This is a genomic window from Blautia sp. AM23-13AC, from assembly GCF_003435675.1.
GTDB classification, from domain to species: domain Bacteria; phylum Bacillota; class Clostridia; order Lachnospirales; family Lachnospiraceae; genus Fusicatenibacter; species Fusicatenibacter saccharivorans.
In genome coordinates this window covers 179094-201892 of record NZ_QTUL01000001.1, presented here as the reverse complement: position 1 = coordinate 201892, position 22799 = coordinate 179094, and the positions used below count along the sequence as shown (strand labels likewise).

The window sequence follows — 22799 nt, the reverse complement described above, 5'->3', positions numbered from 1 at the left end:
ATGCCTTTTTTACCAATTACAAGAGAAGAGATGAAGGAACGGGGAATCGAACAGTTTGACTTTGTCTATGTCATCGGAGATGCCTACGTGGACCATTCCTCGTTCGGCCCGGCAATCATCAGCCGTGTGCTCGAGGCGAACGGCTATTCCGTCGGCATCATCTCACAGCCGGACTGGAAGGACGAGAACAGCATTTCGATTTTCGGTGAACCGCGTCTTGGCTTTCTTGTCTCTTCCGGAAATATGGATTCCATGGTCAACCATTATACCGTGGCGAAAAAGCACCGAAAAACAGATGCCTTTACGCCGGGCGGTGTCATGGGAAAACGGCCGGACCGCGCGGTTACCGTGTACGGCAATCTGATCCGGAGAACGTATAAACATACACCGATGATCCTCGGCGGCATCGAGGCATCGCTCCGGCGCCTTTCGCATTACGATTACTGGTCTGACCAGGTGCGCCGCTCCGTCCTTCTCGATTCCGGTGCGGATCTGATTTCGTACGGAATGGGAGAACTTTCGATCGTAGCGATTGCAGATGCACTTGCGGCCGGCATTGACGTTCATGATGTCACCTTTATTCCGGGAACCGTTTATCGGAGCAAAACGCTGGATCACCTGATTGACCCGGTGGTGCTGCCGTCATTCGAGGAGGTGCGGGAGAGCAAGCGGACGTATGCGGAGAGCTTTGCGATTCAGTATAAAAATACCGATGCCATCAATGCGAAGCCGATGGCAGAGCCGTATGAGGGCCAGGGCTACATTGTACAGAATCCGCCTTCCCGTCCTTTGACAGAGCAGGAGATGGATGATGTCTATGCGCTTCCATACATGCGCGCCTATCACCCAAGCTATGAAAAAGACGGCGGTGTGCCGGCGCTTGGAGAAATCAAATACAGTCTGACGAGCAACCGCGGCTGCTTTGGATCCTGCAGTTTCTGCGCGCTGACGTTCCACGAGGGACGCGTTGTGCAGACAAGAAGCCACGAATCCATTCTGGCGGAAGCGCGGCAGATGGTTCAGGAAAAAGAATTTAAAGGCTATATTCACGATGTCGGCGGCCCGACGGCGGATTTCCGCGGTCCGGCATGCAAAAAGCAGCTCACCAAAGGCGCCTGCCCGAACCGGAACTGTCTCTTCCCGGAGCCGTGTAAAAATATGGTGGCAGATCACAGAGATTATGTGAAGCTGCTGCGGGAATTAAAAGACATTCCGGGCGTGAAGAAAGTCTTTATCCGCTCCGGCATCCGTTTTGACTATGTCCTGGCCGATAAAGACCAGACGTTCCTTTCCGAGCTGGTAAAGGATCACGTCAGCGGTCAGCTCCGCGTTGCGCCGGAGCACGTTTCGAACCGTGTGCTTTCCTATATGGGAAAACCGCGCCACGAAGTATATCAGGAATTTATCCGCCGCTTCGATGCGTGCAACAAAAAGACGGGGAAGCAGCAGTACGCACTTCCGTATTTTATGTCGTCCCATCCGGGGTGTGACTTGGAGGATGCGGTGGAGCTTGCCGAGTACATCCGCGATATGGGATTTATCCCGGAGCAGGCACAGGACTTCTATCCGACGCCTTCCACACTTTCCACCTGTATGTACTATACCGGTCTTGACCCGCGGACGATGGATCCGGTTTACGTGCCGAAATCGCCGCATGAGAAGGCGATGCAGCGTGCGCTGATTCAGTACCGGAATCCGGAGAACTATGAGCTCGTCTGCGAGGCACTGCGCCGGACACACCGGGAGGATCTGATCGGATTCGGACCGAAATGTCTCGTACGGCCGAGAAAGATGGCCGGGGAGGCAGGAAAACCGTCAAGAGGAAAAGGGTCCAACGGAAAAGGCTTTGGCCAGAAGACGGCGAATGACCGTTCCGGACAGGGAAAAGCCAAAACAGGCGGACGGCCGAAAAAGACGCTCCGCAACGTGCACAAAAAGAAATAAACACGCAGAAGATGAGCGGGGATCTTATCGAAGAAGGGAAATGACAGAAGAATGAAGATCAGAAAAGGGGATTACGGCTATATCCGCCGGGAAAAGAAAAAAAGACTGCTTGTGACACTGGGACTGTTCGTCCTTCCGGCCATCGTTTTTATTGTCGGGCTTGTGCTTGCAGACGGAAACAAGAGCAACATTTTTACGGTTGTCGCCGTAGTAGGCTGTCTGCCGGGCTGCCGCGCCGCCGTCGGTTTTATCATGATGGTTATGCAAAAGCCAGTGGACAAAGCAGTGTACGATGCCATTGAGGCAAAAAAAGGAAAACTGCTGATGGGATATGAAATGTATATCACACAGGAAAAATCGAGTCTGATGATCGAAGCAGCGGCGTTCTGCGGTGAGGAGATCGCCTGCTACACCACGCGCGCCAAAGACCAGAAACAGATCGAGGACTGCACTACGTATCTGAACAAGATCATCCGTGCCAACGGCTACAAATGCCATGTGAAGATTTTTGATCGGGAAAAAGCATTTCTGGAGCGCCTCGATTCCCTGAACCGCAACTACGATGAGCTGGAAAAGAGCGCCAGTGAAAACTTCAAACCGGATGAGCGGTACCCGGATCTGTCCCGCACGGAACTGGTGAAACACACGATGCTGGCGCTGGCACTGTAGGAGACCATTGCTATGAGAGAACTGACCGTGACAGAAAAAGACTGCGCGCAGCAGCTCATCAAATATCTGTCCAAATATATGGAGGAGGCGCCAAAGAGTTTCTTCTATAAAATGCTGCGAAAGAAAAACATTGTGCTGAACCAGAAAAAGGCGGACGGCAGTGAAAAGCTGAAAACAGGCGATACGATCCGGCTGTATCTGGCGGAAGAGACCATCGAAAAATTTCGGAAAACACCGGAAAAACCGGCGGCTGGAAAACAGGTAAAGTATCCGAAGCTGGATATCGTCTATGAAGACGAAAAAGTAATTTTCCTGAACAAGCCGGCAGGTGTCCTCTCACAGAAGGCGAAAGAGACGGATGTGAGCCTTACCGAAGCGCTCGGCGCCTATCTTTCGGAAAAAAATGCCGGGGAGGAGACCATGTTCCGCGCCGGACTCTGCAATCGTCTGGACCGGAACACCAGCGGTCTGATTCTTGCCGGAAAAACCGTTGCGGCGACGCAGCAGCTTTCAGAACTGATCGCAGAGCGGGCTGTTGGAAAATACTATCTGACGGTTGTAAAAGGAACCGTGACAGAGACAGAGCGGATACGCGGATATCTCACAAAAAATGAGAGGACAAACCGTGTTTCGATTCAGAGAGAGCAGCAGGGAGATGCTGTTTACATAGAAACCGCATACCGGCCGCTCTGTGCCGGAAGAGGCTGTACGCTGCTGGAGGTTGAGCTGGTGACCGGAAAGAGCCATCAGATCCGCAGCCATCTCGCGAGCATCGGTCATCCGCTTGCGGGAGATACGAAATACGGGGATGCGGAGTTTAACCGCCGCTTCCGGGAAAAATACGGACTGAAATACCAACTTCTCCATTCGTGGAAGGCGGTATTTCCAGAGCTTACGGGCACCTTATCGGATCTGTCCGGAAAAACCTTTACAGCGCCCCTGCCATCATCCGTGCGCCGGATTTTACAGGGAGAACATTTGACGGGAGAAGGATTATGAGCCGAAAAGACAACGAAAAGAAAGAAACAAAACCAAGAAAAACGGAGGAGACGAGCATCGGACGGGAAATCTGGGAATATGTAAAAATGATCGCTATTGTCGTGGCAGTCGTTGTTTTTGTGGAGCAGGTCATTGTCATCAACGCAAGAATCCCATCTCCTTCCATGGAAAACACGATTATGACCGGAGACCAGATCTTCGGTAACCGCCTTGCTTATGTAAAGAGCGATCCGCAGCGGTATGACATCGTTATTTTCTATTATCCGGACGACGAGAAGCAGAAGTTTATCAAGCGCGTCATCGGACTGCCGGGAGAGACGGTTACGATCCGCGACGGAAAGGTGTATATCAACGATTCCACCGATCCGCTGCGCGATGATTTCTGCCCGGAAACACCGGTCGGCGATTTCGGACCGTATGAGGTGCCGGAGGGCTGCTACTTTATGCTCGGCGACAACCGGAACGTATCAAAGGATTCCCGCTACTGGCTGAATCCGTACGTAGAGAAAGACAAGATCATCGGCAAGGCCTTTCTGCGCTACTGGCCGCTGAACAAAATTTCTCTGATTGAATAAGAACAGAACAAAGACGAGGACAGGAATTATGGCATGGACATCGAGGGGACTCCGCGGATCAACGCTGGAGGAAATGATCAACCGCACAAACGAGCAGTACCGTGACAAGCATCTGGCACTGATCCAGAAGGTGCCGACGCCGATCACCCCGATCAAAATAGATAAGGAGAGCAGACACATCACGCTGGCTTATTTTGAAAAGAAGAGTACCGTTGATTACATCGGCGCTGTACAGGGCATTCCCGTCTGCTTCGATGCCAAAGAGTGCAAAACGGATTCCTTTCCGCTCGCAAACATCCACGAGCACCAGGTCACGTTTATGAAAGATTTCGAGCAGCAGGGGGGGATTTCCTTCCTGCTGCTGTATTTTACGGCGCGGGACGAATATTATTACCTGCGGTATGAGACGATGAAAACCTTCTGGGACCGCGGACAGAACGGCGGAAAGAAGCATTTTTCCTACACCGAGCTTGAAACGTCATTCTTCCTTCCCAGAACGGGAAGCAGCGTTCTCGTCCCGTACCTGAACGGAATCCAGAAGGATCTGGAGATACGGGATTCGAAAGCGGATTAAAATTTTGAGTTGACAGGGAAAATGTTTTCCGATATACTAACCATAGTTTTAAATTCAATATGGTAATATGGTAGTGGACTAAAGCGAAAAAGTGAGGACAACAAAACATGGATCGATTAATTCATACCCCGGAAGGCGTCCGGGATGTCTACAATCAGGAATGTACGAAAAAATTATACATGGAGAATCAGATTGAGCAGGTATTTCATGCGTTTGGATATCAGGATATTGAAACACCGACGTTCGAGTTTTTTGATGTATTCGGAAGAGAAGTGGGAACAACACCGTCCCGCGAGCTCTACAAATTCTTTGACCGCGACGGCAACACCCTTGTGCTCCGTCCGGACTTTACCCCGTCGATTGCACGCGCAGCCTCCATGTATTTCATGGAAGAGACGATGCCGATCCGCCTTTGCTACAGAGGAAGCAGCTTCGTCAACAGCAGCAGCTATCAGGGCCGCTTAAAAGAGTCCACCCAGATGGGCGTCGAGCTCTTAAACGATGATTCCGCAATGGCAGACGCAGAGATCATTGCGATGACCGTAAAAGTTATGCTGGATGCCGGTCTTACCGATTTCCAGATCAGCATCGGCCACGTAGGTTTCTTCCAGGCGCTCGCCGAGGAAGCTGCGCTCGCCGAGGATGTTCTGAACGAATTAAAAGAACTGATTTCCATTAAAAATCATTTTGGCGCCGAGGAGCTGCTGGCAAAACAGAACCTTCGAAGTGATCTGTTTGAAGCACTCCGTGATGTTCCGCAACTGTTCGGAAATGCAGAGATTCTCGAAAAGGCAAAAGGCCTTACAAGAAATCCGGCGGCAAGAGAGGCACTCGATCGTCTGGCTACGATCTATGAGATCGTTAAAGATTACGGCTATGAAAAATACGTCTTCTTCGATCTCGGCCTTTTAAGCAAATTCCATTACTACACCGGTATTATTTTCCAGGCCTACACCTACGGCACCGGCGAGCCGATCGTAAAAGGCGGCCGCTACGATGCACTGCTGCAGCACTTCGGAAAGAAAGCGCCGGCGATCGGATTCTGTACTGTCATGGAATCTCTGATGAATGCACTGGAGCGCCAGAAAATTTCTCTTCCGATTGCCAATACGAAAACGATGCTACTCTACCCGGATTTTCTTCAGCCGCTGGCCGTAAAACTTGCTAACGAGCACAGAAGCAAGGGCATGGATGTCGCGCTGGTCTGCTTTGCAAGGGACAAGGTTCTTGCAGATTATGAAGAATACGGCAGAAAGAACCAGTTCGGCGGCATTGTCTATATTCAGAAGAGCGATTCGGTGCTTGCTATCGATTTGTCGACAGGAGAAGTACAGCCGGTGGAGCTGTAGGAGAGGAAGGGTACGAAAAAGATGAGATATTTGACCATTGCACTGACAAAAGGACGCCTGGCGTACCAGACGCTGGAGCTGCTGGAAAAAGTCGGCATCACCTGCGATGAAATGAAAAATAAAGATACGAGAAAGCTGATTTTCACGGACGAAGAGCATAAGCTCCGTTTCTTCCTCGCCAAAGGTCCGGATGTGCCGACCTATGTGGAGTACGGCGCAGCGGATATCGGAATCGTCGGAAAGGACACGATTCTGGAGGAAGGAAGACGCCTCTACGAGGTATTGGACCTTGGCTACGGCAAGTGCCGCATGTGTGTCTGCGGACCGGAATCCGCGCGTGAGCTGCTGCAGCACAACCAGCAGATCCGTGTGGCAACGAAGTACCCAAACATTGCCAAGGATTACTTCTACAACCGCAAGCACCAGACCGTTGAGATGATCAAGCTGAACGGCTCGATCGAGCTGGCACCGATTGTCGGACTTTCCGAAGTGATTGTGGATATTGTAGAGACAGGAAGCACTTTACGGGAAAACGGCCTGACCGTTCTCGAGGAGGTCTGCCCGCTGTCTGCGCGCATGGTTGTCAACCAGGTGAGCATGCGGATGGAAAATGAGAGAATTACCAAATTAATTCAGGATCTGAAAGGAGCACTGGTATGAGAATCGTAAAACTGACAAAAGAGACCACAGAAAATATTCTGGAGAATATGCTGAAACGAAGCCCGACACAGTACGGAACGTACGAGGCTTCCGTGCAGGAGATCATTGAGAATGTAAAAACAAGAAAAGACGCAGCCGTTTTCGAATATACCGAGAAATTCGACCACGCGGTACTCGATGCTTCTACCGTAGAAGTAACACAGGAAGAGATTGATGAGGCGTACAACATCGTAGATCCAGAGCTGATCGGTGTCATCCGCAGATCCATGAAAAATATCCGTGAGTTCCACGAAAAACAGAAACAGAACAGCTGGTTCACCTCTACCGAGAACGGAACGATGCTTGGCCAGAAGCTGACCGCCCTGAACCGTGTCGGCGTATACGTTCCGGGAGGAAAGGCAGCGTATCCGTCCTCTGTTCTGATGAACATTCTTCCGGCAAAAGTGGCAGGAGTCAAAGAAATCTGCATGACAACGCCGTGCGGCAGAGACGGAAAAGTCAACCCGGTTGTCCTTGCAGCAGCAAAAGAAGCCGGTGCGGACCGCGTCTTTAAAATCGGCGGTGCACAGGCAATTGCAGCCCTTGCTTACGGAACCGAGAGCATTCCAAAAGTCGATAAAATCGTAGGACCTGGAAACATCTACGTTGCCCTTGCAAAGAAAGCCGTATACGGAAATGTCAGCATCGACTCCATCGCAGGCCCAAGTGAGATTCTTGTCCTTGCTGATGAGACTGCAAATCCGCGGTTCGTGGCAGCCGATCTCTTAAGCCAGGCTGAGCATGATGAGCTTGCAAGTGCGATCCTCATTACCACCTCCCAGGAACTGGCAGAGAAGGTAAGTGAAGAGGTAGACGGTTTCTTAAAAGTCCTCTCCAGAAGCGACATCATCTCCAAATCACTGGACAACTTCGGCTACATCCTTGTCACCGATTCGCATCAGGAAGCGATCGACACCGTAGATGCCATCGCACCGGAGCACCTCGAGATCGTGACGAAGAACCCGTTTGAGGATATGATGAAGGTACATAACGCCGGTGCTATTTTCCTCGGCGAGAACTCCAGCGAGCCTCTCGGTGACTATTTTGCCGGCCCGAACCATATCCTGCCGACGAACGGAACCGCAAAATTCTTCTCCCCGCTGTCCGTAGACGATTTCGTGAAGAAATCCAGCATCATCTATTATTCCAGAGAAGCCCTTTCCGAGATCCACGAGGATATCGAGAGCTTTGCAAAATCAGAGAGCCTGACGGCACACGCCAATTCGATTGCCGTCCGTTTTGAGGGGGAAGAGTAAGTGGAGAACAGAACAGCCAGCGTAGAACGCGTGACAAAAGAAACAAAGATCCGCATGACATTAAATCTGGATGGAACGGGAAAGAGCGACATCCACACCGGCATCGGCTTTTTTGACCATATGCTCGACGGCTTTGCCCGCCACGGTCTTTTCGACCTTTCCGTTTCTGTAGATGGAGACCTTGATATAGACGGCCACCACACGATCGAGGACACCGGTATCGTGCTCGGAACTGCAATCCGCGAGGCAGTCGGCGACAAACAGGGCATCCGCCGCTACGGCGACAAAATCCTTCCGATGGACGAGACACTGGTGCTCTCGGCCGTTGACCTCTGCGGCAGACCGTATCTCTCTTTCCAGGCAGAATTTACGCGGGAGAAAGTAGGAGAGATGGAGACCGAGATGGTAAAAGAATTCTTCTACGCCGTTTCCTATGCGGCGCAGATGAATCTGCATATCAAAGTGCTTGACGGCGGAAATAACCACCACATCATCGAGGCGATGTTCAAAGCATTTGCGAAGGCACTCGATGAGGCAACTTCCTTCGATCCGAGAATTGCCGGCGTGCTCTCGACCAAGGGCAGCCTGTAAGAGCAGAAAAAGAGGAGAACAAGAGATGAAACAAGCATTAAAATGTGATTTTACCTGGGCGGATTTTAAGACAAACAGCGACGGCATGGTTCCGGTTGTTGTACAGGATGCGGAAAATGACGAAGTGCTGATGCTCGCCTACATGAATGAAGAAGCGTTTGAGACGACACTGCGCCTTGGAAAAATGACGTACTGGAGCAGAAGCCGCAATGAGCTCTGGACGAAAGGACTGAGCTCCGGCCATGTGCAGTATGTAAAACAGCTTCTGATCGACTGCGACAACGATACAATTCTTGCCAAAGTAGAACAGGTCGGCGCAGCGTGCCACACCGGAAACCGCACCTGCTTTTACCGGACCCTGGCAGAATAAAAATTTTTGATTCAGAGCATAAAAAGGGCTCCTGTTTCACAGAATAAAATCTGTGGGACAGGAGCCTTTTTATGCAGTTCTGTATCGTTAAAAAGCCATTACAGAAGAAGGTATTTTAAGATAAACAGAACAGCCAGGATGTACATGATCACGCTGATCTTTTTTTCTTTTGCTTTTCCGCTCAGGATCTGGATTGCAACGTAGGAGATAACTCCCATGGCAATACCTTCGGAAATGCTGTAGAAGAATGGCATTGCTCCGATGCAGATGTAGCACGGAATCGCCTCGGAAAGATCGCTGAAATCAATGTTGACTACGTTGGTCAGCATGTAGAAGCCTACCACGATCAGTGCCGGAGCCGTTGCAAAGGACGGGATGGCAAGGAAGATCGGGGAGAGGAACAGAGCGAGGCCGAAGAGGATTGCAGTGGTAACAGCGGTAAGACCGGTACGGCCGCCTTCGGAAACGCCGGAAGCACTCTCAACGAAAGTCGTTGTGGTAGAAGTACCAAGAACAGCACCTGCGCAGGTAGCAACAGCATCTGCCATCAGCGCGCCCTTGATGCGCGGAAGTTTTCCGTTTTTGTCGAGCATGTTTGCCTTGGAAGATACACCGATCAGAGTTCCGATGGTATCAAACATATCGACAAACAGGAATGCAAACATGATCACGAAGAACTCGCCTGTTTTCAGAATGGAGAAATCCAGTTTTCCGAAAATCGGGGCAAGGCTTGGAATGGAAAGTCCGTTGGAAAAATCCGGGAACAGGCTGTAGAAGCCGTTTGCCGGGTTCGGAACGTAGAGACCGCATGCCTGGCAGATCATGCCGAGGATCCAGGTTGCAAGAATTCCCCAGAGGATGTTTCCTTTTACATTGCGTACGACAAGAACAGCGGTGAGGATAACACCGATGACTGCGAGCAGAACGGTGATTCCGACATCGTTAAACGTTCCTGCCACATACTCCGTTCCGTTTAATGTGGCTGCAGACTGCAGGTTGGCATTGTAGGAAGACAGGGAATAGAGGCCTGCCACGGTTGAAGAGTTCGGCAGTACAATTTTTGCATTCTGAAGTCCGATGAATGCGATGAACAGACCGATGCCGACGCTGACTGCAGATTTCAGGCTGACCGGAATGGAGTTGAAGATCGCCTCACGGACGTTGGTCAGAGAAAGTACAATAAAGATGATACCTTCTGCAAAAACGGCGGTCAGGGCTGCCTGCCAGCTATATCCGTATCCGAGAACAACGGTGTAGGCGAAATAGGCGTTGAGGCCCATTCCAGGTGCCAGAGCGAATGGATAATTGGCAAAAAGTGCCATGAGCAGGGTGCCAAGGAAGGCTGCCAGAGCCGTTGCGGTAAAGACAGCGCCGTGGTCCATGCCGGTGGAGGAAAGGATGTTCGGGTTGACGGCAAGAATGTACGCCATCGTCATGAACGTGGTGACACCGGCGATGATCTCGGTTTTGACCGTTGTTCCATTTTCCCGCAGCTTGAATGTGTTTTCCATCAGCTTGCTAAACTTTTCCATAGTTTTCTCTCCTTTTGAATTTTGTAGGCGGAAATGTCGCCTCATAATATGGAAACATCCTAAATGTTACAATATTATCAAGTAGAATGCAAGAAAGAAACGAAAAGAATCTGAAAATTTCTTGTCGAAATTTTTAATTTTTCTATAGACAAATGTCATGATTTCTTTTATGATAAAAAAGGTGTCTTGTAAAATCTGCGTTAAGGAAATGTAAAATATTGAGACCAAAACATGAAAATGCTTTGACAGGGATTTTGAAAAGACATCAGAAAAAGACAAGGAAGAAAAAAGAATATGAGTGTAATAGTGTCTTTGATGGGCGGTCTGGGCTTCTTCTTATATGGAATGAAGCTGATGAGTGAAGGACTGCAGAAGGTTGCCGGATCCAAGATGAGAAGCATTCTGGAGGTATTTACGAAGAACCGTGTGATCGGTCTTCTGGTCGGTATTTTCTTTACCGCGCTGATTCAGTCCTCCAACGCTACAACCGTTATGGTGGTCAGCTTCGTAAACTCCGGTCTGATGAAACTGGCACAGGCTCCTGGAATTATCCTCGGAGCAAACATCGGTACGACAGTTACCGGACAGCTGATTGCGTTTGACCTTGCGGATATCGCGCCGCTGTTTGTCATCATCGGTGTTCTGATGGTTATGTTCGTAAAGAACAATCTGACGATCAGCCGTCTCGGCGAGGTTATCTTGGGATTTGGTATTCTGTTTATGGGTATCTCCGGTATCTCAGGAGCCCTGAACGAAGCAAAAGAGATCCCGGCAGTCGTTAACGCCCTCGGATCCCTGACGAATCCGTTTCTTGCGTTCTTAGTCGGCTGGGTGGCTACCGCGATTCTGCAGAGTAACTCTGCAACGGTCGGAATCATCATGCTTCTTGCAAGAGAGGGCTTGATGGGACTTCCGATCTGTCTGTTTATGATGCTTGGATGCAACATCGGATGTACGATGTCCGCTATTCTTGCCAGCTTCGGCTGCAAAAAAGATGCAAAACGTGCGGCATGTGTCCACCTGCTGTTCAACATCTCCGGAACGATTGTCTGCTCCATTATTTTCCTGCTGTTTGGAAATCAGGTAGTTGACTTCTTTATGGGTATTTCCGGAAACGAAGCAGGCCGTATGATCGCAAATGCAAACTCGATCATCAAAGTATGCCAGGTACTCCTGATGCTGCCGTTTACCCCGCTTCTGGTGAAGGCAACGTACTTTATCATCCGCGGAAATGACGAGGAAGACAAAAAGTTCGAGCTTGCCTACATCAGCTCGAAACACGCGATGTCCCCGACGACTGCAGTTCTGCAGGCTGTCCGTGAGATGGAGCGTATGGCACAGATGGCAGAGACCAACCTGATTCGCGCGATGAATACGCTGGTGACCCGCGATCAGAAAGAAATCGATGAGGTCTACCGTGTCGAGGAAAATATTAATTTCCTGAACAAAGAGATTACGAACTATCTGGTTCACTTAAATCAGGCATCGCTGCCGACATCAGACGTTATGCGCATCGGAGCGCTGTTCCATGTGGTCAATGATATCGAGCGGATTGGTGATCATGCCGAGAATGTCGCAGATTCTGCTGTGCAGATGACGAATGACAATGTGACCTTCAGCAAACAGGGCGAACTGGATCTTTCCGAGATGCTGGATATGGTATTAAAAATTCTCGATGAGTCGATCGAAATGTTTGCAAAGAATGATCTGCAGCACCTGCAGGAGATCATTGATATTGAAAATTCCATTGATCAGGAGGAGCGGGATCTGCAGCAGAAGCATGTAGAGCGTCTGACCCGCAACGAATGTACGCCGGAAGCCGGCATGATCTTCTCCGATCTTGTATCCGGACTCGAGCGTGTCGCGGACCATGCAACCAATATTGCATTCTCCATTCTGGATGAAGATCCGGAAGAGAAAGCAGCCCGCGAGGCAGTTGCAGGAGCAGAAAAATAAGAAATGGATTAAGAGAATAGGAGAAAGGCCCCGAAACATTGGAGTTATGTTTCGGGGCCTTTCTTTCATGCTTATGATGTTTTTTATTTATGGATTTCTTTCACGGGAGAGCGGGCAGTCAGATCGAAGGAGTAGCGGAGGTCAGGGTATTTCCACCCTCTGCAGAGCGGGATGAACCCGCATTCTGCTGGGAATCGCTCTGCTGATCATCTGAAGAGCTGGTGCTCGTTCCGAGGGTCAGTGAGAAGGTCTTTGTCTCATAGGATCCGTTGTCTGGAACCTGTACTTCCACCTCAACGGTTTCGCCGGCAGAGTAATACTGCAGCAGGGATTTCAGCTCGCTGGTGGAGGTGATGGAATGTCCGTCAAAGCTGGTCAGAACGTATCCGGATTTCAGACCTGCATTTTCAGCGGCACCGCCGGAGGTTACTTCGGAGATATAGATGCCGGCCGGCATATTGTATGCCTGCTGGATCTGGCTGCTGACATCGAGGCATTTGATGCCGATCGTTCCCTGATCTTCTGCGGCAACCTTTGTTCTGGTCTGCTCATTCATCAGATTTTCAATGATATCGGAAACACGGGAGACCGGGATTGCATAGCCCATGCCCTCTACCTCTGTAGAAGCAAGTTTTGCGGAGTTGATACCGATGACCTCTCCGTTCATGTTCAGAAGAGCGCCGCCGCTGTTGCCAGGGTTGATGGCTGCATCGGTCTGTAAGTAGGTCTTTCCGGTTGTATCAGTGGAAGAAGTATCTGCCGTTGTTCCATCGGAGCTTCCGTCAGAAGAGGAATCGCTGTCGATCACACGGTTTGCAGCACTGATGATACCGGTCGTAACGGACTGGCCGTAGCCGAGTGCGTTGCCGATCGCAACGACCTGCTCGCCGACCTCAACGGAATCAGAATCGCCCATCGTGGCAACAGCGATGCTGCTCATCGTGTCATCCGGGATCTCGGAGAGCGGAACGGCGATGACGGCAAGATCGTTATCGGCATCGGTACCTTTGATATTTGCCTTGCAGACCTGATTGTTTACAAAACTAACAGAAAGAGTATCGGCATCTTCTACTACATGGTTATTGGTGACGATCAGAAGCTCGGTGTCATTCTTTCCGATGATGATACCGGAACCGCAGCTTGTGGTCTCCTCGGTCTGCGGAGTCTGGGCACCGTAACCGAACATGCTGAAGTAGTTCTGTACTTCCTGTACGGACTGGTTTGTGATGGAGACGATCGACGGCATTGCGTTTTTCGCAATCGTGGAAACATCCATCGTTCCGGTGGAAGTGGAGCTTGAGGATGTGGCAGCGGCTTTTAAGAGGCTGCTGTTGGAAGTCGTCTGCTGTGCAGTGGTTGTTGTTGCAGTGGCTGTCGTGCTTCCGGCAAAGTGGTTGACTGCCTGGAAGGTACCGCCGGCAACACCGCCGAACAGAACTGCGCTTAAGGCGATGGCTCCGATTTTTTTTGCAAGCTTAGCAGCTTTTTTGTTTTTGGAAGAAGGTTTCTTTCCGTTGAAGCTGTTCTGCTCTGCTGCCATCATGTTCTCATTATTGGTTTCGTTTTCGTTATTGTAGTTGTTTCTGTAGTCCATCATAATAAATGCTTCCTTTCTGGTATCTGTATTTTAAACTGTGTTCCGGAATCGGCTTCCGGTTTTGTTTGCTTCCTTTTTTGTTTCTATGCTTTGCAGTATAATGGGAATCTGTGATGGAAATGTAGTAAAAATGTGAAAAAAATAAGTTCTCTGGAAAAGAGAAAAGTGCTACAATAAGAAACAGAAAAATGATCAGGAAATGAGGAAGTAATAATGAATAGAGGAATAACACAGAAACAGTATCTGGGGTTGGTCCCGCCGACGGAGGAGGACGCCCGCTCCAGCCAGATGCGGATACTGGATGCATTAAAAGAGAAAGGAATCACCGCATCATTTACCCTTCCAGCGCTGCAGAAACTGTATCCCATCTGCGATGAGGCAGACTATAACATAACGGTTTCCCTCGCATGGAATGGAAGCATCTGGCAGGTGGTTGATCTGGAAGCGGGCGATACAGCAGCAGAGCATTACGGCTATGCCGCTGATCTTGGAAGTACGACCGTCGTTGTGCGCCTGGTAAACTGCAGCGACGGTACTGTGCTTGCCGAGGAGAGCGAATACAACCGCCAGACTGCCTATGGAACCGATATTCTGACGAGAATCTTTGCCTGTAAGGATAAACCGGAGGTACTGCAGGACATCCGTGCGTGTACGATGGAGACATTTACACTGCTCTTTGAAAAACTTCGCCAAAAGACAGGAATTGCGCCGTCGGATGTTCTCTCAATGGTCGTATCCGGCAACACAACGATGATCCATTTCCTGCTGGGACTGGATCCGTTCTGCGTCTTTTCATCCCCGTACGCCGTGCGCGCAGACCGCGTCGGATTCCTTCCGGCGAAAGAGATGGGATTTCCCATGAAGGGATGTGTCTACTGCGTGCCGGGAAAATCCAATTACCTGGGCGGTGATATATTAAGCGGTATGATCGCAACGGAACTCTATAAAAAAGAAACGATCAGCGTTTTTTTTGATATCGGAACGAACGGCGAGCTTGTCGTCGGAAACCGGGAATTTCTGCTCTGCGGCGCAGGCGCTGCCGGTCCGGCGCTCGAGGGCGGCGTGGTCAAAACCGGCATGCGAGCTGCAGAAGGCGCTGTTGATACGGTAAAAATAGAAGACGGGAAAATCCAGTGCCATGTAATCGGAGAGGGTAAGCCAAAGGGCATCTGCGGTTCCGGCATTATCGATCTGCTCGCGGAATTATTCCTAAATGGCTGGATCAACCTGTTCGGTACCCTGCAGCCGGAGCGGTCCGAAAAGATCAAGGAAGACCCGGAGACGGGAGAGTGGTGCGTTGAATATAGTGAAGGGCTGTGCTTCTATCAGAGTGATATCGCCGAATTCCTTCGTACAAAGTCAGCGGCCTACACGATGGTTGAGTACATGATGCGTGAATCCGGCATTTCCATGGAAGAAATTGACCGGTTTTACGCGGCTGGTGCATTTGGAAAGCACGTTTCAAAGGAATCCGCCATCACGATCGGCATGTACCCGGATATGGACCGCAGCCGCCTGATCTGCGCCGGAAATACGTCGCTTGCGGGAGCAGAAAAAATCCTGCTGGATCGGACCTGCATCGACGATATTGACCGCATTCTGGACGAGATGGTCTACATCCAGTTCGGCCAGGTCGCCGCTTTCATCTCTATGATGAAAGCGGCCCAGGCAATCCCACACACGGATCTGGAGCTGTTTCCGAGTGTACAGAAGAAGCTCGAAGAAAAACAAAAAGAGAAATAATGGCAATTGCTTGACCGCAGTCGAATTGTGTCATATACTTACTATTGATAATGAGAATCAATAAGGAGTGAAATATATGACACTGAAAGAACTGCCGATCGGCAAAACAGCGACCGTCCGCACGGTAGGAGGAGAGGGCGCGCTGCGGCAGCACTTCCTAGATATGGGAATCATTCCGGGGGCGGAAGTGACGATGGTAAAGTATGCACCGATGGGAGACCCTGTGGAAGTGCGGATTCACAGCTATGAACTGACACTCCGCCTCGCCGATGCCGGACGGATTGCCATTGATGAGATGCGGGACGCTGTAAAAGAAAAAGAGCAGCCGGATGCGAAAGCAATTCCGCATCCCGGCTTTGGAGAGGGCGGAAAGTACCACAATAAGGCAGAGGAGCATCCGCTGCCGGAAGGAGAGCTGTTGTCCTTTGCGCTGGCCGGAAACCAGAACTGCGGCAAGACCACCCTGTTCAACCAATTAACGGGATCCAACCAGCACGTCGGAAACTTCCCCGGCGTGACCGTAGACCGGAAGGACGGTGAAATCCGCGGCCAGAAAAACACGCTGGTCACCGATCTTCCCGGCATTTATTCGATGTCGCCGTATTCAAGCGAAGAGATCGTCACCCGGAATTTCGTTCTGAACGAGCATCCGCGCGGCATCATCAATATTGTAGATGCGACAAATATCGAACGAAACCTGTATCTGACGATGCAGCTGATGGAACTCGACGTTCCGATGGTACTGGCCCTCAACATGATGGATGAGGTACGCGAAAACGGCGGTTCTGTGCTCGTGAACCAGATGGAAGAGAGACTTGGCATCCCGGTTATCCCGATTTCCGCTGCAAAAAACGAGGGAATCGATGAACTGGTTGCCCATGCTGTCCATGTGGCCAAATACCAGGAAAAACCGGGCAGAAAGGACTTCTGTGAGGCGAATGACCACGGCGGTGCCGTCCACCGTGCGTTGCATGCGATCATGCATCTGATCGAGGATCACGCCGCAAGGGCGGATATTCCGGTGCGGTTTGCGGCGAGCAAGCTGGCAGAGGGCGATGCGCTGATCCTGGAGCAGCTGGCCCTCGATGAAAACGAGAAAGAGATGCTCGAGCATATCGTCTGTCAGATGGAGACGGAGCGCGGCCTGGACCGCGCGGCGGCGATTGCGGATATGCGTTTTAATTTTATTGAAAAAGTCTGCCGTGAGACCGTGGTAAAACCAAAAGAGAGCCGCGAGCATGTGCGGAGCACAAAAATTGACCGTGTGCTGACCGGAAAATATACGGCTCTGCCATGTTTTGCCGGGATTATGGCGGCTGTCTTTTTCCTGACCTTCCATGTGATCGGAGCATCGCTGCAGAGTGTGCTGGAGGTTCTGATCGGAAAACTGACCGAGCTCGTGGACAGCGCCATGACAGCATGGGGCGTCAATCCGGTGCTTCATTCCCTTGTGATTGACGGTATTTTTAACGGCGTCGGAAGTGTCTTAAGCTTCCTTCCGATCATCGTCACCCTGTTTTTCTTCCTGTCCATTCTGGAAGACAGCGGCTATATGGCGCGCGTGGCATTTGTGATGGATAAGCTGCTCCGGAAAATCGGCCTCTCCGGCCGCAGTATCGTGCCGATGCTGGTCGGTTTTGGCTGTACCGTGCCGGGCGTCATGGCGAGCCGCACCCTGCCTTCCGAGCGTGACCGGAAAATGACGATCCTATTAACTCCGTTTATGAGCTGTTCGGCAAAACTTCCGATTTACGCGTTCTTTACCGCCGCATTCTTCCCGAAATACAGTGCCCTTGTGATGGTTCTTCTGTATTTCGGTGGTATCTTCATGGCTGTCCTGATGGCGATGCTGATGCAGGGAACTTTATTCCAGGGGGAAGCCGTTCCGTTTGTCATGGAGCTTCCAAACTACCGCATGCCGGGGGCAAAAAATGTCGGACAGCTTTTGTGGGATAAGGCAAAAGACTTCCTGCAGCGGGCATTCACCGTCATTTTTGTTGCCACGATTGTGATCTGGTTTTTACAGACCTTTGGAACGCATCTCAATGTCGTGGAGGACTCCAAGGACAGCATTCTCGCCGTTGTCTCCGGCCGTCTCGCCCCGGTTTTTCGGCCGCTTGGATTTGGAGACTGGAGAGTATCGACCGCCCTTCTAACCGGATTTATGGCAAAGGAGAGTGTCGTCTCCACACTTTCCGTACTGTTCGGCACGACCGCGCAGCTGACCGAAATTCTGACACCGGTTTCCGCATTAAGCCTTCTGGTTTTCTGCCTCCTCTATACGCCGTGTGTGGCGGCAGTCGCTTCCATCAAGCGGGAGCTTGGCGGCAGATGGGCAGCCGGTGTTGTCGTTTCCCAGTGTGTGATCGCCTGGCTGGCAGCTTTTGTCGTACATGGCTTTGCACTGCTGTTTGGCATGTAAAAAAGAACATTAAATAAGAAAAGCTCTGCAGAACAGAAAATGCAAAATTCTGATCTGCAGAGCTTTTGATATATGGCTGGTAAAAAAATGCCGGTTTTAAATTTTTCGTATCACATGCTTTAAAATTCCTGTCTTGTGGAGCAGAAAGATCGAGCAGTCCATAAACAGATGGGCAAGAAAGGTGCTCAAAATGACGCCATTTGATTTCAGCAGAAAGCCAACATGGAACCCATACCAGCACACGAAACCGGAGTAGGCGCTCATGATGACAAGAAGCGGTAGATTTTCCAACACGCCCCGCATCGTTTCAAGAAAACTCTTGACCGTAAAGTCGAAATACAGGAAGCGGCCGACCGTCAGCGTCAGGAAATAGAGAATCAGCCCGTCATAATTCGTGTCCTCGTAGATAAAGCGGATGTACAGGAGAATCAGTACAATATAGAAGACCGAAATCAGCCGCACCGATGCTTTCTGCTCCGGCTCAAGATGCGTGAGCTTTACGAGAACCACATCGAGCCAGCTTGTCAGAAAGACGGAGAGCACGATAAAGACAAGAAGCACCACATCCTGATACTTCTCCCAGTACATCGAAATCTGCGGCAGACGCTCGTCGATAATGTAGTAGAGGGAGAGGAAGAGAAGAATCGAAGTGCCGGAGAAAACCAGCTCATAAAAGCTTTCCACAATCTGATACTGCCTGCGCTGGTGTTTCTTCCGGCGTATTTTTTTCGCTTTTTCCTCTGTCTCCTCTTTTAGCTGCCGCTGAATCTGCAATTTTGCAATCAGAAGCACAAGGGCAAGCACCAGAATCAGGCCGAGCAGTGAGACAAGCAGAAAACTGCCCACATTGGCGGGATCAAAATAGTGAAGAATATAGTATCGTTTCAAATAAAATCACCTCTTCTGGAAATTCTTTTTTTGATTTCTCTTCACTTTAGTACCAAATCCGGAAAAAGTAAAGTACAAAAATGAGAACAGAAAGAAAGTGTCTGATAAAAAATGACCGAAATGGAGAGAATAAAGTGATCAATGCGTGACAGGGAAGAAAAGATGACGATCAGTCAAAGTCGGTCAAAACAGGGCGATAAACCGGGAAAATCCGTCACAAAACTCTAAACTTATGCAAATGTGATAAAAAGAGAAGGGAAAATTCATGAAATATTAATGAATGATTTTGAATGAATATGACGATATGATAATCTTATCAAAGCAAACACGATCAAAATAAAGCAGGAGGGAAATATGATTTACACAGTGACATTCAATCCGTCTCTGGACTACATTGTATCGGTGGAAGACTTCAAGCTCGGCCTTACCAACCGCACAAGCTCCGAGCTGATGCTTCCGGGCGGAAAAGGAATCAACGTATCGACCGTACTTGGAAACCTTGGAATTGAGAGCACAGCGCTCGGATTTCTGGCAGGCTTTACCGGAAAAGAAATCGCGGGACGGCTCGACCAGATGGGAATTAAAAACGGCTGCATCTGGCTGGAAGAAGGATATTCCCGCATCAACGTCAAATTAAAGAGCATTGACGGAACTGAGATCAACGGACAGGGACCCGAAATCCCGGAGAAAAAAGTGGAAGAGCTGATGAAACAGCTTTCCGCACTCGGCGAGGGCGACGTTCTCTTCCTCGCAGGCAGCATCCCGTCATCCATGGCAGATGATGCCTATCAGAAAATTATGGAAATGCTCGACAGCAAGGGCATCCGCATCGTCGTAGACGCGACCCGTGATCTGCTGATGAAGGTTCTGCCGTACCACCCGTTCCTCATCAAACCGAACAATCACGAACTCGGCGAGATTTTCGGTGTGGAATTAAAGACAAGAGAGTCGGTTGTTCCGTATGCAAAACAGCTGCAGAAAAAGGGCGCACAGAACGTTCTGGTTTCCATGGCAGGCGAAGGAGCCGTTCTCGTTGCCGCATCCGGTGAGGTCTTTGAAGCTCCGGCCCCGAAAGGAAAGCTTATCAACGGCGTCGGCGCAGGAGACTCGATGGTAGCCGGATTCATGGCAGGCTACATGGAAAAAGAAGATTACCTCCATGCGTTCCATATGGGAATCGCAGCGGGAAGTGCAAGTGCTTTTTCTGAAAACCTTGCAACCCGGGAGGAAATTGCATCTGTCTACGAACAGATTACAAAATAAAAGGGAGGACGTCTCATGAGAATCACAGAGTTGCTGGACATCCGCAGTATTGCGCTGGATGCCGCACCGAAAAGCAAACAGGAAACGCTTGATGCAGCCGTAGCGCTGATGGTCAAAAGCGGAAAGATCACAGACGAAGATGCGTACCGTGCACAGGTTTACGCAAGAGAAGAAGAGAGCACCACAGGAATCGGAGAGGGAATTGCGATTCCGCACGGAAAATGTGATGCAGTAAACAAACCGGGCCTTGCAGCCATGGTGATCCCGAACGGCGTTGATTTTGATTCTCTCGATGGAGAGCCGGTCACCCTGCTGTTCCTCATCGCAGCGCCGAACACAAAAGACAACGTTCACCTCGATGTCTTAAGTAAACTTTCCATGATGCTGATGGATGAAGAGTTCACCAAGAGCCTTCGAAACGCAAGGACACCGGAAGAGTTCCTTGCCATTATCGACCGCGCCGATGAAGAGAAAAAGAGCGTAGATGAGCGTCTTGCAGAGCCGGTGGAAGCAAAAGAAAATCAGGTGAAGATTCTCGCCGTTACTTCCTGCCCGACCGGTATTGCCCACACTTACATGGCAGCCGAGGGAATCGAGAAAGCAGCGAAAGCAAAAGGATGCTTCGTAAAAGTCGAGACACGAGGCTCCGGCGGAGCGAAAAACGTGCTGACTGCACAGGAAATCGCCGATGCGGACTGCATCATCGTTGCAGCCGACGCACAGGTTCCGATGGATCGTTTCGACGGAAAGAAAGTCATTCAGCGCCAGGTATCCGACGGTATCAGCAAAGCAGATGAGCTGATCGAGCTTGCGATGTCCGGAAACGCACCGGTTTACAAGAGCGGCAATGCGCAGACAGCCGCAGCAAGCACGAAGAAGAACAGCGGCGGTATCGGCCACCAGCTGTACACCCAGCTGATGAATGGTGTTTCCCATATGCTTCCGTTCGTTGTCGGCGGCGGTATTCTGATCGCAATCGCATTCCTGATCGACGGACTTCTTGTTGATATGAACTCCCTTGATGCCGCAGCCAGATCAAACTTCGGTACGATTACCCCGGCTGCAGCGATGTTCAAACAGATCGGCGGCGTGGCATTCGGCTTCATGCTCCCGGTTCTTGCAGGCTACATCGCCATGGCAATCGGCGACCGGCCGGCACTTGCCCTTGGTTTTGTCGGCGGTATGATGGCATCGAGCGGAACCTCCGGTTTCCTTGGAGCACTCGTTGCCGGTTTTGCAGCAGGCTACATTATCCTTGGCCTCCGCAAAGCATGTGAGAAACTTCCGGAAGCACTCGAAAAGATTGCGCCGGTTCTGATTTACCCGGTAGTCGGCATCCTTGCGATGGGACTTCTGATACTCTTCATTGTAGAGCCGATCATGGGAACCGTCAACACGGTACTGAACAATGGTCTTGCTTCCATGGGCGGATCCAGCAAGCTGATCCTTGGCATGATCCTCGGCGGCATGATGGCCATCGACATGGGCGGCCCGTTCAACAAAGCAGCTTACGTATTCGGAACAGCAGCCATCGCAGCAGGAAACTACGACATTATGGCATCCGTTATGATCGGCGGTATGGTTCCTCCGTGTGCGATTGCACTTGCAACCCTGCTGTTCAAAGATAAATTTACAAAAGAAGAAAGAGAATCCGGTCCGACCAACTTCATCATGGGACTCGCCTTCATCACTGAGGGTGCGATTCCATTCGCAGCAGCAGACCCGATCCACGTTCTTCCGGCCTGCATCATCGGCTCTGGCCTCGCAGGTGCGCTCTCCATGGCATTTGGCTGTACCTTAATGGCACCGCACGGCGGCATCTTCGTTGTACCGGTTATGGGAAATGCGCTGCTTTATCTGGTGGCAGTTGTCATCGGAACAGTGGTATCCGCAGTTCTGCTTGGAGTTTTAAAGAAAAAAGTTGCATAAAAGAGTAGAAAAAAGGCAGAAAACAAAGTAAAATAAAAATATCAAAGATCCTATGGGAGGAAAAAATCATGAAAGAATTTAAGTATGTTGTAACAGATCCAGAAGGAATCCACGCTCGTCCGGCAGGAATGCTGGTAAAAGCAGTCAAAGAATTTTCCTGTGATATCAAGATCGCAAAAGACGGAAAAGCCATGAACTGCAAAGCCATCTTCGGCATCATGGGACTGGCTGTAAAACAGGGCGAAGAAGTTACCCTGACCTTCGATGGAGCAGATGAAGATGCTGCATACGAAGCAATCAGCAATTTCATGAAAGAGAACTTGTAATTCTACAGAGCCATGCGGAATGGAAGAAAAAAGTGCGAATCATGCTTGCATGAATGAGTGCTTTTTTCTGGAATTCCATATGGCGAGAAGCCACATCGAAATGGAGCGTAAGCGGAA

At 50.4% G+C, this 22799-nt stretch carries 18 protein-coding genes and 1 pseudogene; 16 read left to right on the top strand and 3 right to left on the bottom strand.

The window, feature by feature from the left end; genetic code table 11:
• From DW642_RS00910 to hisI, 10 genes and pseudogenes are all read left to right on the top strand, one after another.
• On the top strand, nt 1-1944 hold the full coding sequence (locus tag DW642_RS00910) for a YgiQ family radical SAM protein (protein WP_055226360.1): 1944 nt from the start codon (nt 1-3) through the stop codon (nt 1942-1944).
• Nucleotides 1945-1995: 51 nt separating this feature from the next.
• Nucleotides 1996-2613: a DUF4191 family protein gene (locus DW642_RS00905; protein ID WP_022461880.1), complete on the top strand. Its 618-nt coding sequence runs from the start codon at nt 1996-1998 to the stop codon at nt 2611-2613.
• A 12-nt stretch (nt 2614-2625) separates the two neighbouring features.
• Complete coding sequence (locus DW642_RS00900; protein ID WP_055226359.1) at nt 2626-3612, top strand: RluA family pseudouridine synthase; 987 nt, start codon at nt 2626-2628, stop codon at nt 3610-3612.
• Nucleotides 3609-4187 (top strand): signal peptidase I, encoded by a 579-nt coding sequence (lepB, locus tag DW642_RS00895; RefSeq protein WP_055265187.1) that lies wholly within the window; start codon nt 3609-3611, stop codon nt 4185-4187. The genes DW642_RS00900 and lepB overlap by 4 nt, the downstream gene beginning before the upstream one ends.
• A 25-nt stretch (nt 4188-4212) precedes the next feature.
• Nucleotides 4213-4761 (top strand): Holliday junction resolvase RecU, encoded by a 549-nt coding sequence (locus DW642_RS00890; protein WP_117509155.1) that lies wholly within the window; start codon nt 4213-4215, stop codon nt 4759-4761.
• Between the two features lie 107 nt (nt 4762-4868).
• Nucleotides 4869-6110: an ATP phosphoribosyltransferase regulatory subunit gene (gene hisZ, locus DW642_RS00885; protein WP_117508989.1), complete on the top strand. Its 1242-nt coding sequence runs from the start codon at nt 4869-4871 to the stop codon at nt 6108-6110.
• 21 nt (nt 6111-6131) lie between these two features.
• Entirely contained in the window at nt 6132-6770 is a 639-nt protein-coding gene (gene hisG, locus DW642_RS00880; protein WP_022461875.1) for an ATP phosphoribosyltransferase, read from the top strand.
• Nucleotides 6767-8065: a histidinol dehydrogenase gene (gene hisD / locus DW642_RS00875; RefSeq protein WP_055226357.1), complete on the top strand. Its 1299-nt coding sequence runs from the start codon at nt 6767-6769 to the stop codon at nt 8063-8065. The genes hisG and hisD overlap by 4 nt, the downstream gene beginning before the upstream one ends.
• A gap of 54 nt (nt 8066-8119) precedes the next feature.
• The gene (hisB, locus tag DW642_RS00870; RefSeq protein ID WP_242991106.1) at nt 8120-8656 is read left to right on the top strand and encodes an imidazoleglycerol-phosphate dehydratase HisB; all 537 of its coding nucleotides are present in this window, start codon (nt 8120-8122) and stop codon (nt 8654-8656) included.
• Between the two features lie 55 nt (nt 8657-8711).
• Nucleotides 8712-9023 (top strand): annotated as a pseudogene (hisI, locus tag DW642_RS00865) (phosphoribosyl-AMP cyclohydrolase); the annotation flags it as partial.
• Nucleotides 9024-9124: 101 nt separating this feature from the next.
• Here the strand turns inward: hisI and DW642_RS00860 are convergent.
• The gene (locus DW642_RS00860) at nt 9125-10540 is read right to left on the bottom strand and encodes an NCS2 family permease (RefSeq protein ID WP_117509154.1); all 1416 of its coding nucleotides are present in this window, start codon (nt 10538-10540) and stop codon (nt 9125-9127) included.
• A gap of 312 nt (nt 10541-10852) precedes the next feature.
• Between DW642_RS00860 and DW642_RS00855 the strand changes: the two genes are divergently transcribed.
• Nucleotides 10853-12514, top strand: a complete 1662-nt coding sequence (locus DW642_RS00855; protein WP_117508987.1) for a Na/Pi cotransporter family protein — start codon at nt 10853-10855, stop codon at nt 12512-12514.
• 118 nt (nt 12515-12632) lie between these two features.
• Here DW642_RS00855 and DW642_RS00850 read toward each other — a convergent pair whose 3' ends face one another.
• Nucleotides 12633-14111, bottom strand: coding sequence for a S1C family serine protease (locus tag DW642_RS00850; RefSeq protein WP_117508986.1), 1479 nt, complete (start codon nt 14109-14111; stop codon nt 12633-12635).
• Between the two features lie 213 nt (nt 14112-14324).
• Between DW642_RS00850 and DW642_RS00845 the strand changes: the two genes are divergently transcribed.
• Nucleotides 14325-15854 (top strand): ASKHA domain-containing protein, encoded by a 1530-nt coding sequence (locus DW642_RS00845; RefSeq protein WP_117508985.1) that lies wholly within the window; start codon nt 14325-14327, stop codon nt 15852-15854.
• Nucleotides 15855-15930: 76 nt separating this feature from the next.
• Entirely contained in the window at nt 15931-18276 is a 2346-nt protein-coding gene (feoB, locus tag DW642_RS00840; RefSeq protein ID WP_055265179.1) for a ferrous iron transport protein B, read from the top strand.
• Nucleotides 18277-18372: 96 nt separating this feature from the next.
• Here the strand turns inward: feoB and DW642_RS00835 are convergent, their stop codons facing one another.
• Nucleotides 18373-19164: a hypothetical protein gene (locus tag DW642_RS00835; RefSeq protein WP_117508984.1), complete on the bottom strand. Its 792-nt coding sequence runs from the start codon at nt 19162-19164 to the stop codon at nt 18373-18375.
• A 354-nt stretch (nt 19165-19518) separates the two neighbouring features.
• On the opposite strand from DW642_RS00835, the gene pfkB reads away from it, so the two are divergent.
• The 3 genes from pfkB to DW642_RS00820 all read left to right on the top strand — a co-directional run bounded on the left by pfkB (nt 19519) and on the right by DW642_RS00820 (nt 22682).
• Nucleotides 19519-20427, top strand: a complete 909-nt coding sequence (pfkB, locus tag DW642_RS00830; RefSeq protein WP_055265175.1) for a 1-phosphofructokinase — start codon at nt 19519-19521, stop codon at nt 20425-20427.
• Between the two features lie 15 nt (nt 20428-20442).
• Nucleotides 20443-22356 carry a PTS fructose transporter subunit IIABC gene (locus DW642_RS00825; protein WP_117508983.1) on the top strand — a complete coding sequence of 638 codons (1914 nt, stop codon included), beginning with the start codon at nt 20443-20445 and terminating at the stop codon, nt 22354-22356.
• Nucleotides 22357-22424: 68 nt separating this feature from the next.
• A complete protein-coding gene (locus DW642_RS00820; RefSeq protein WP_022463097.1) occupies nt 22425-22682 on the top strand; it encodes an HPr family phosphocarrier protein in 258 nt (85 codons plus the stop codon).
• Nucleotides 22683-22799: the final 117 nt, after the last annotated feature.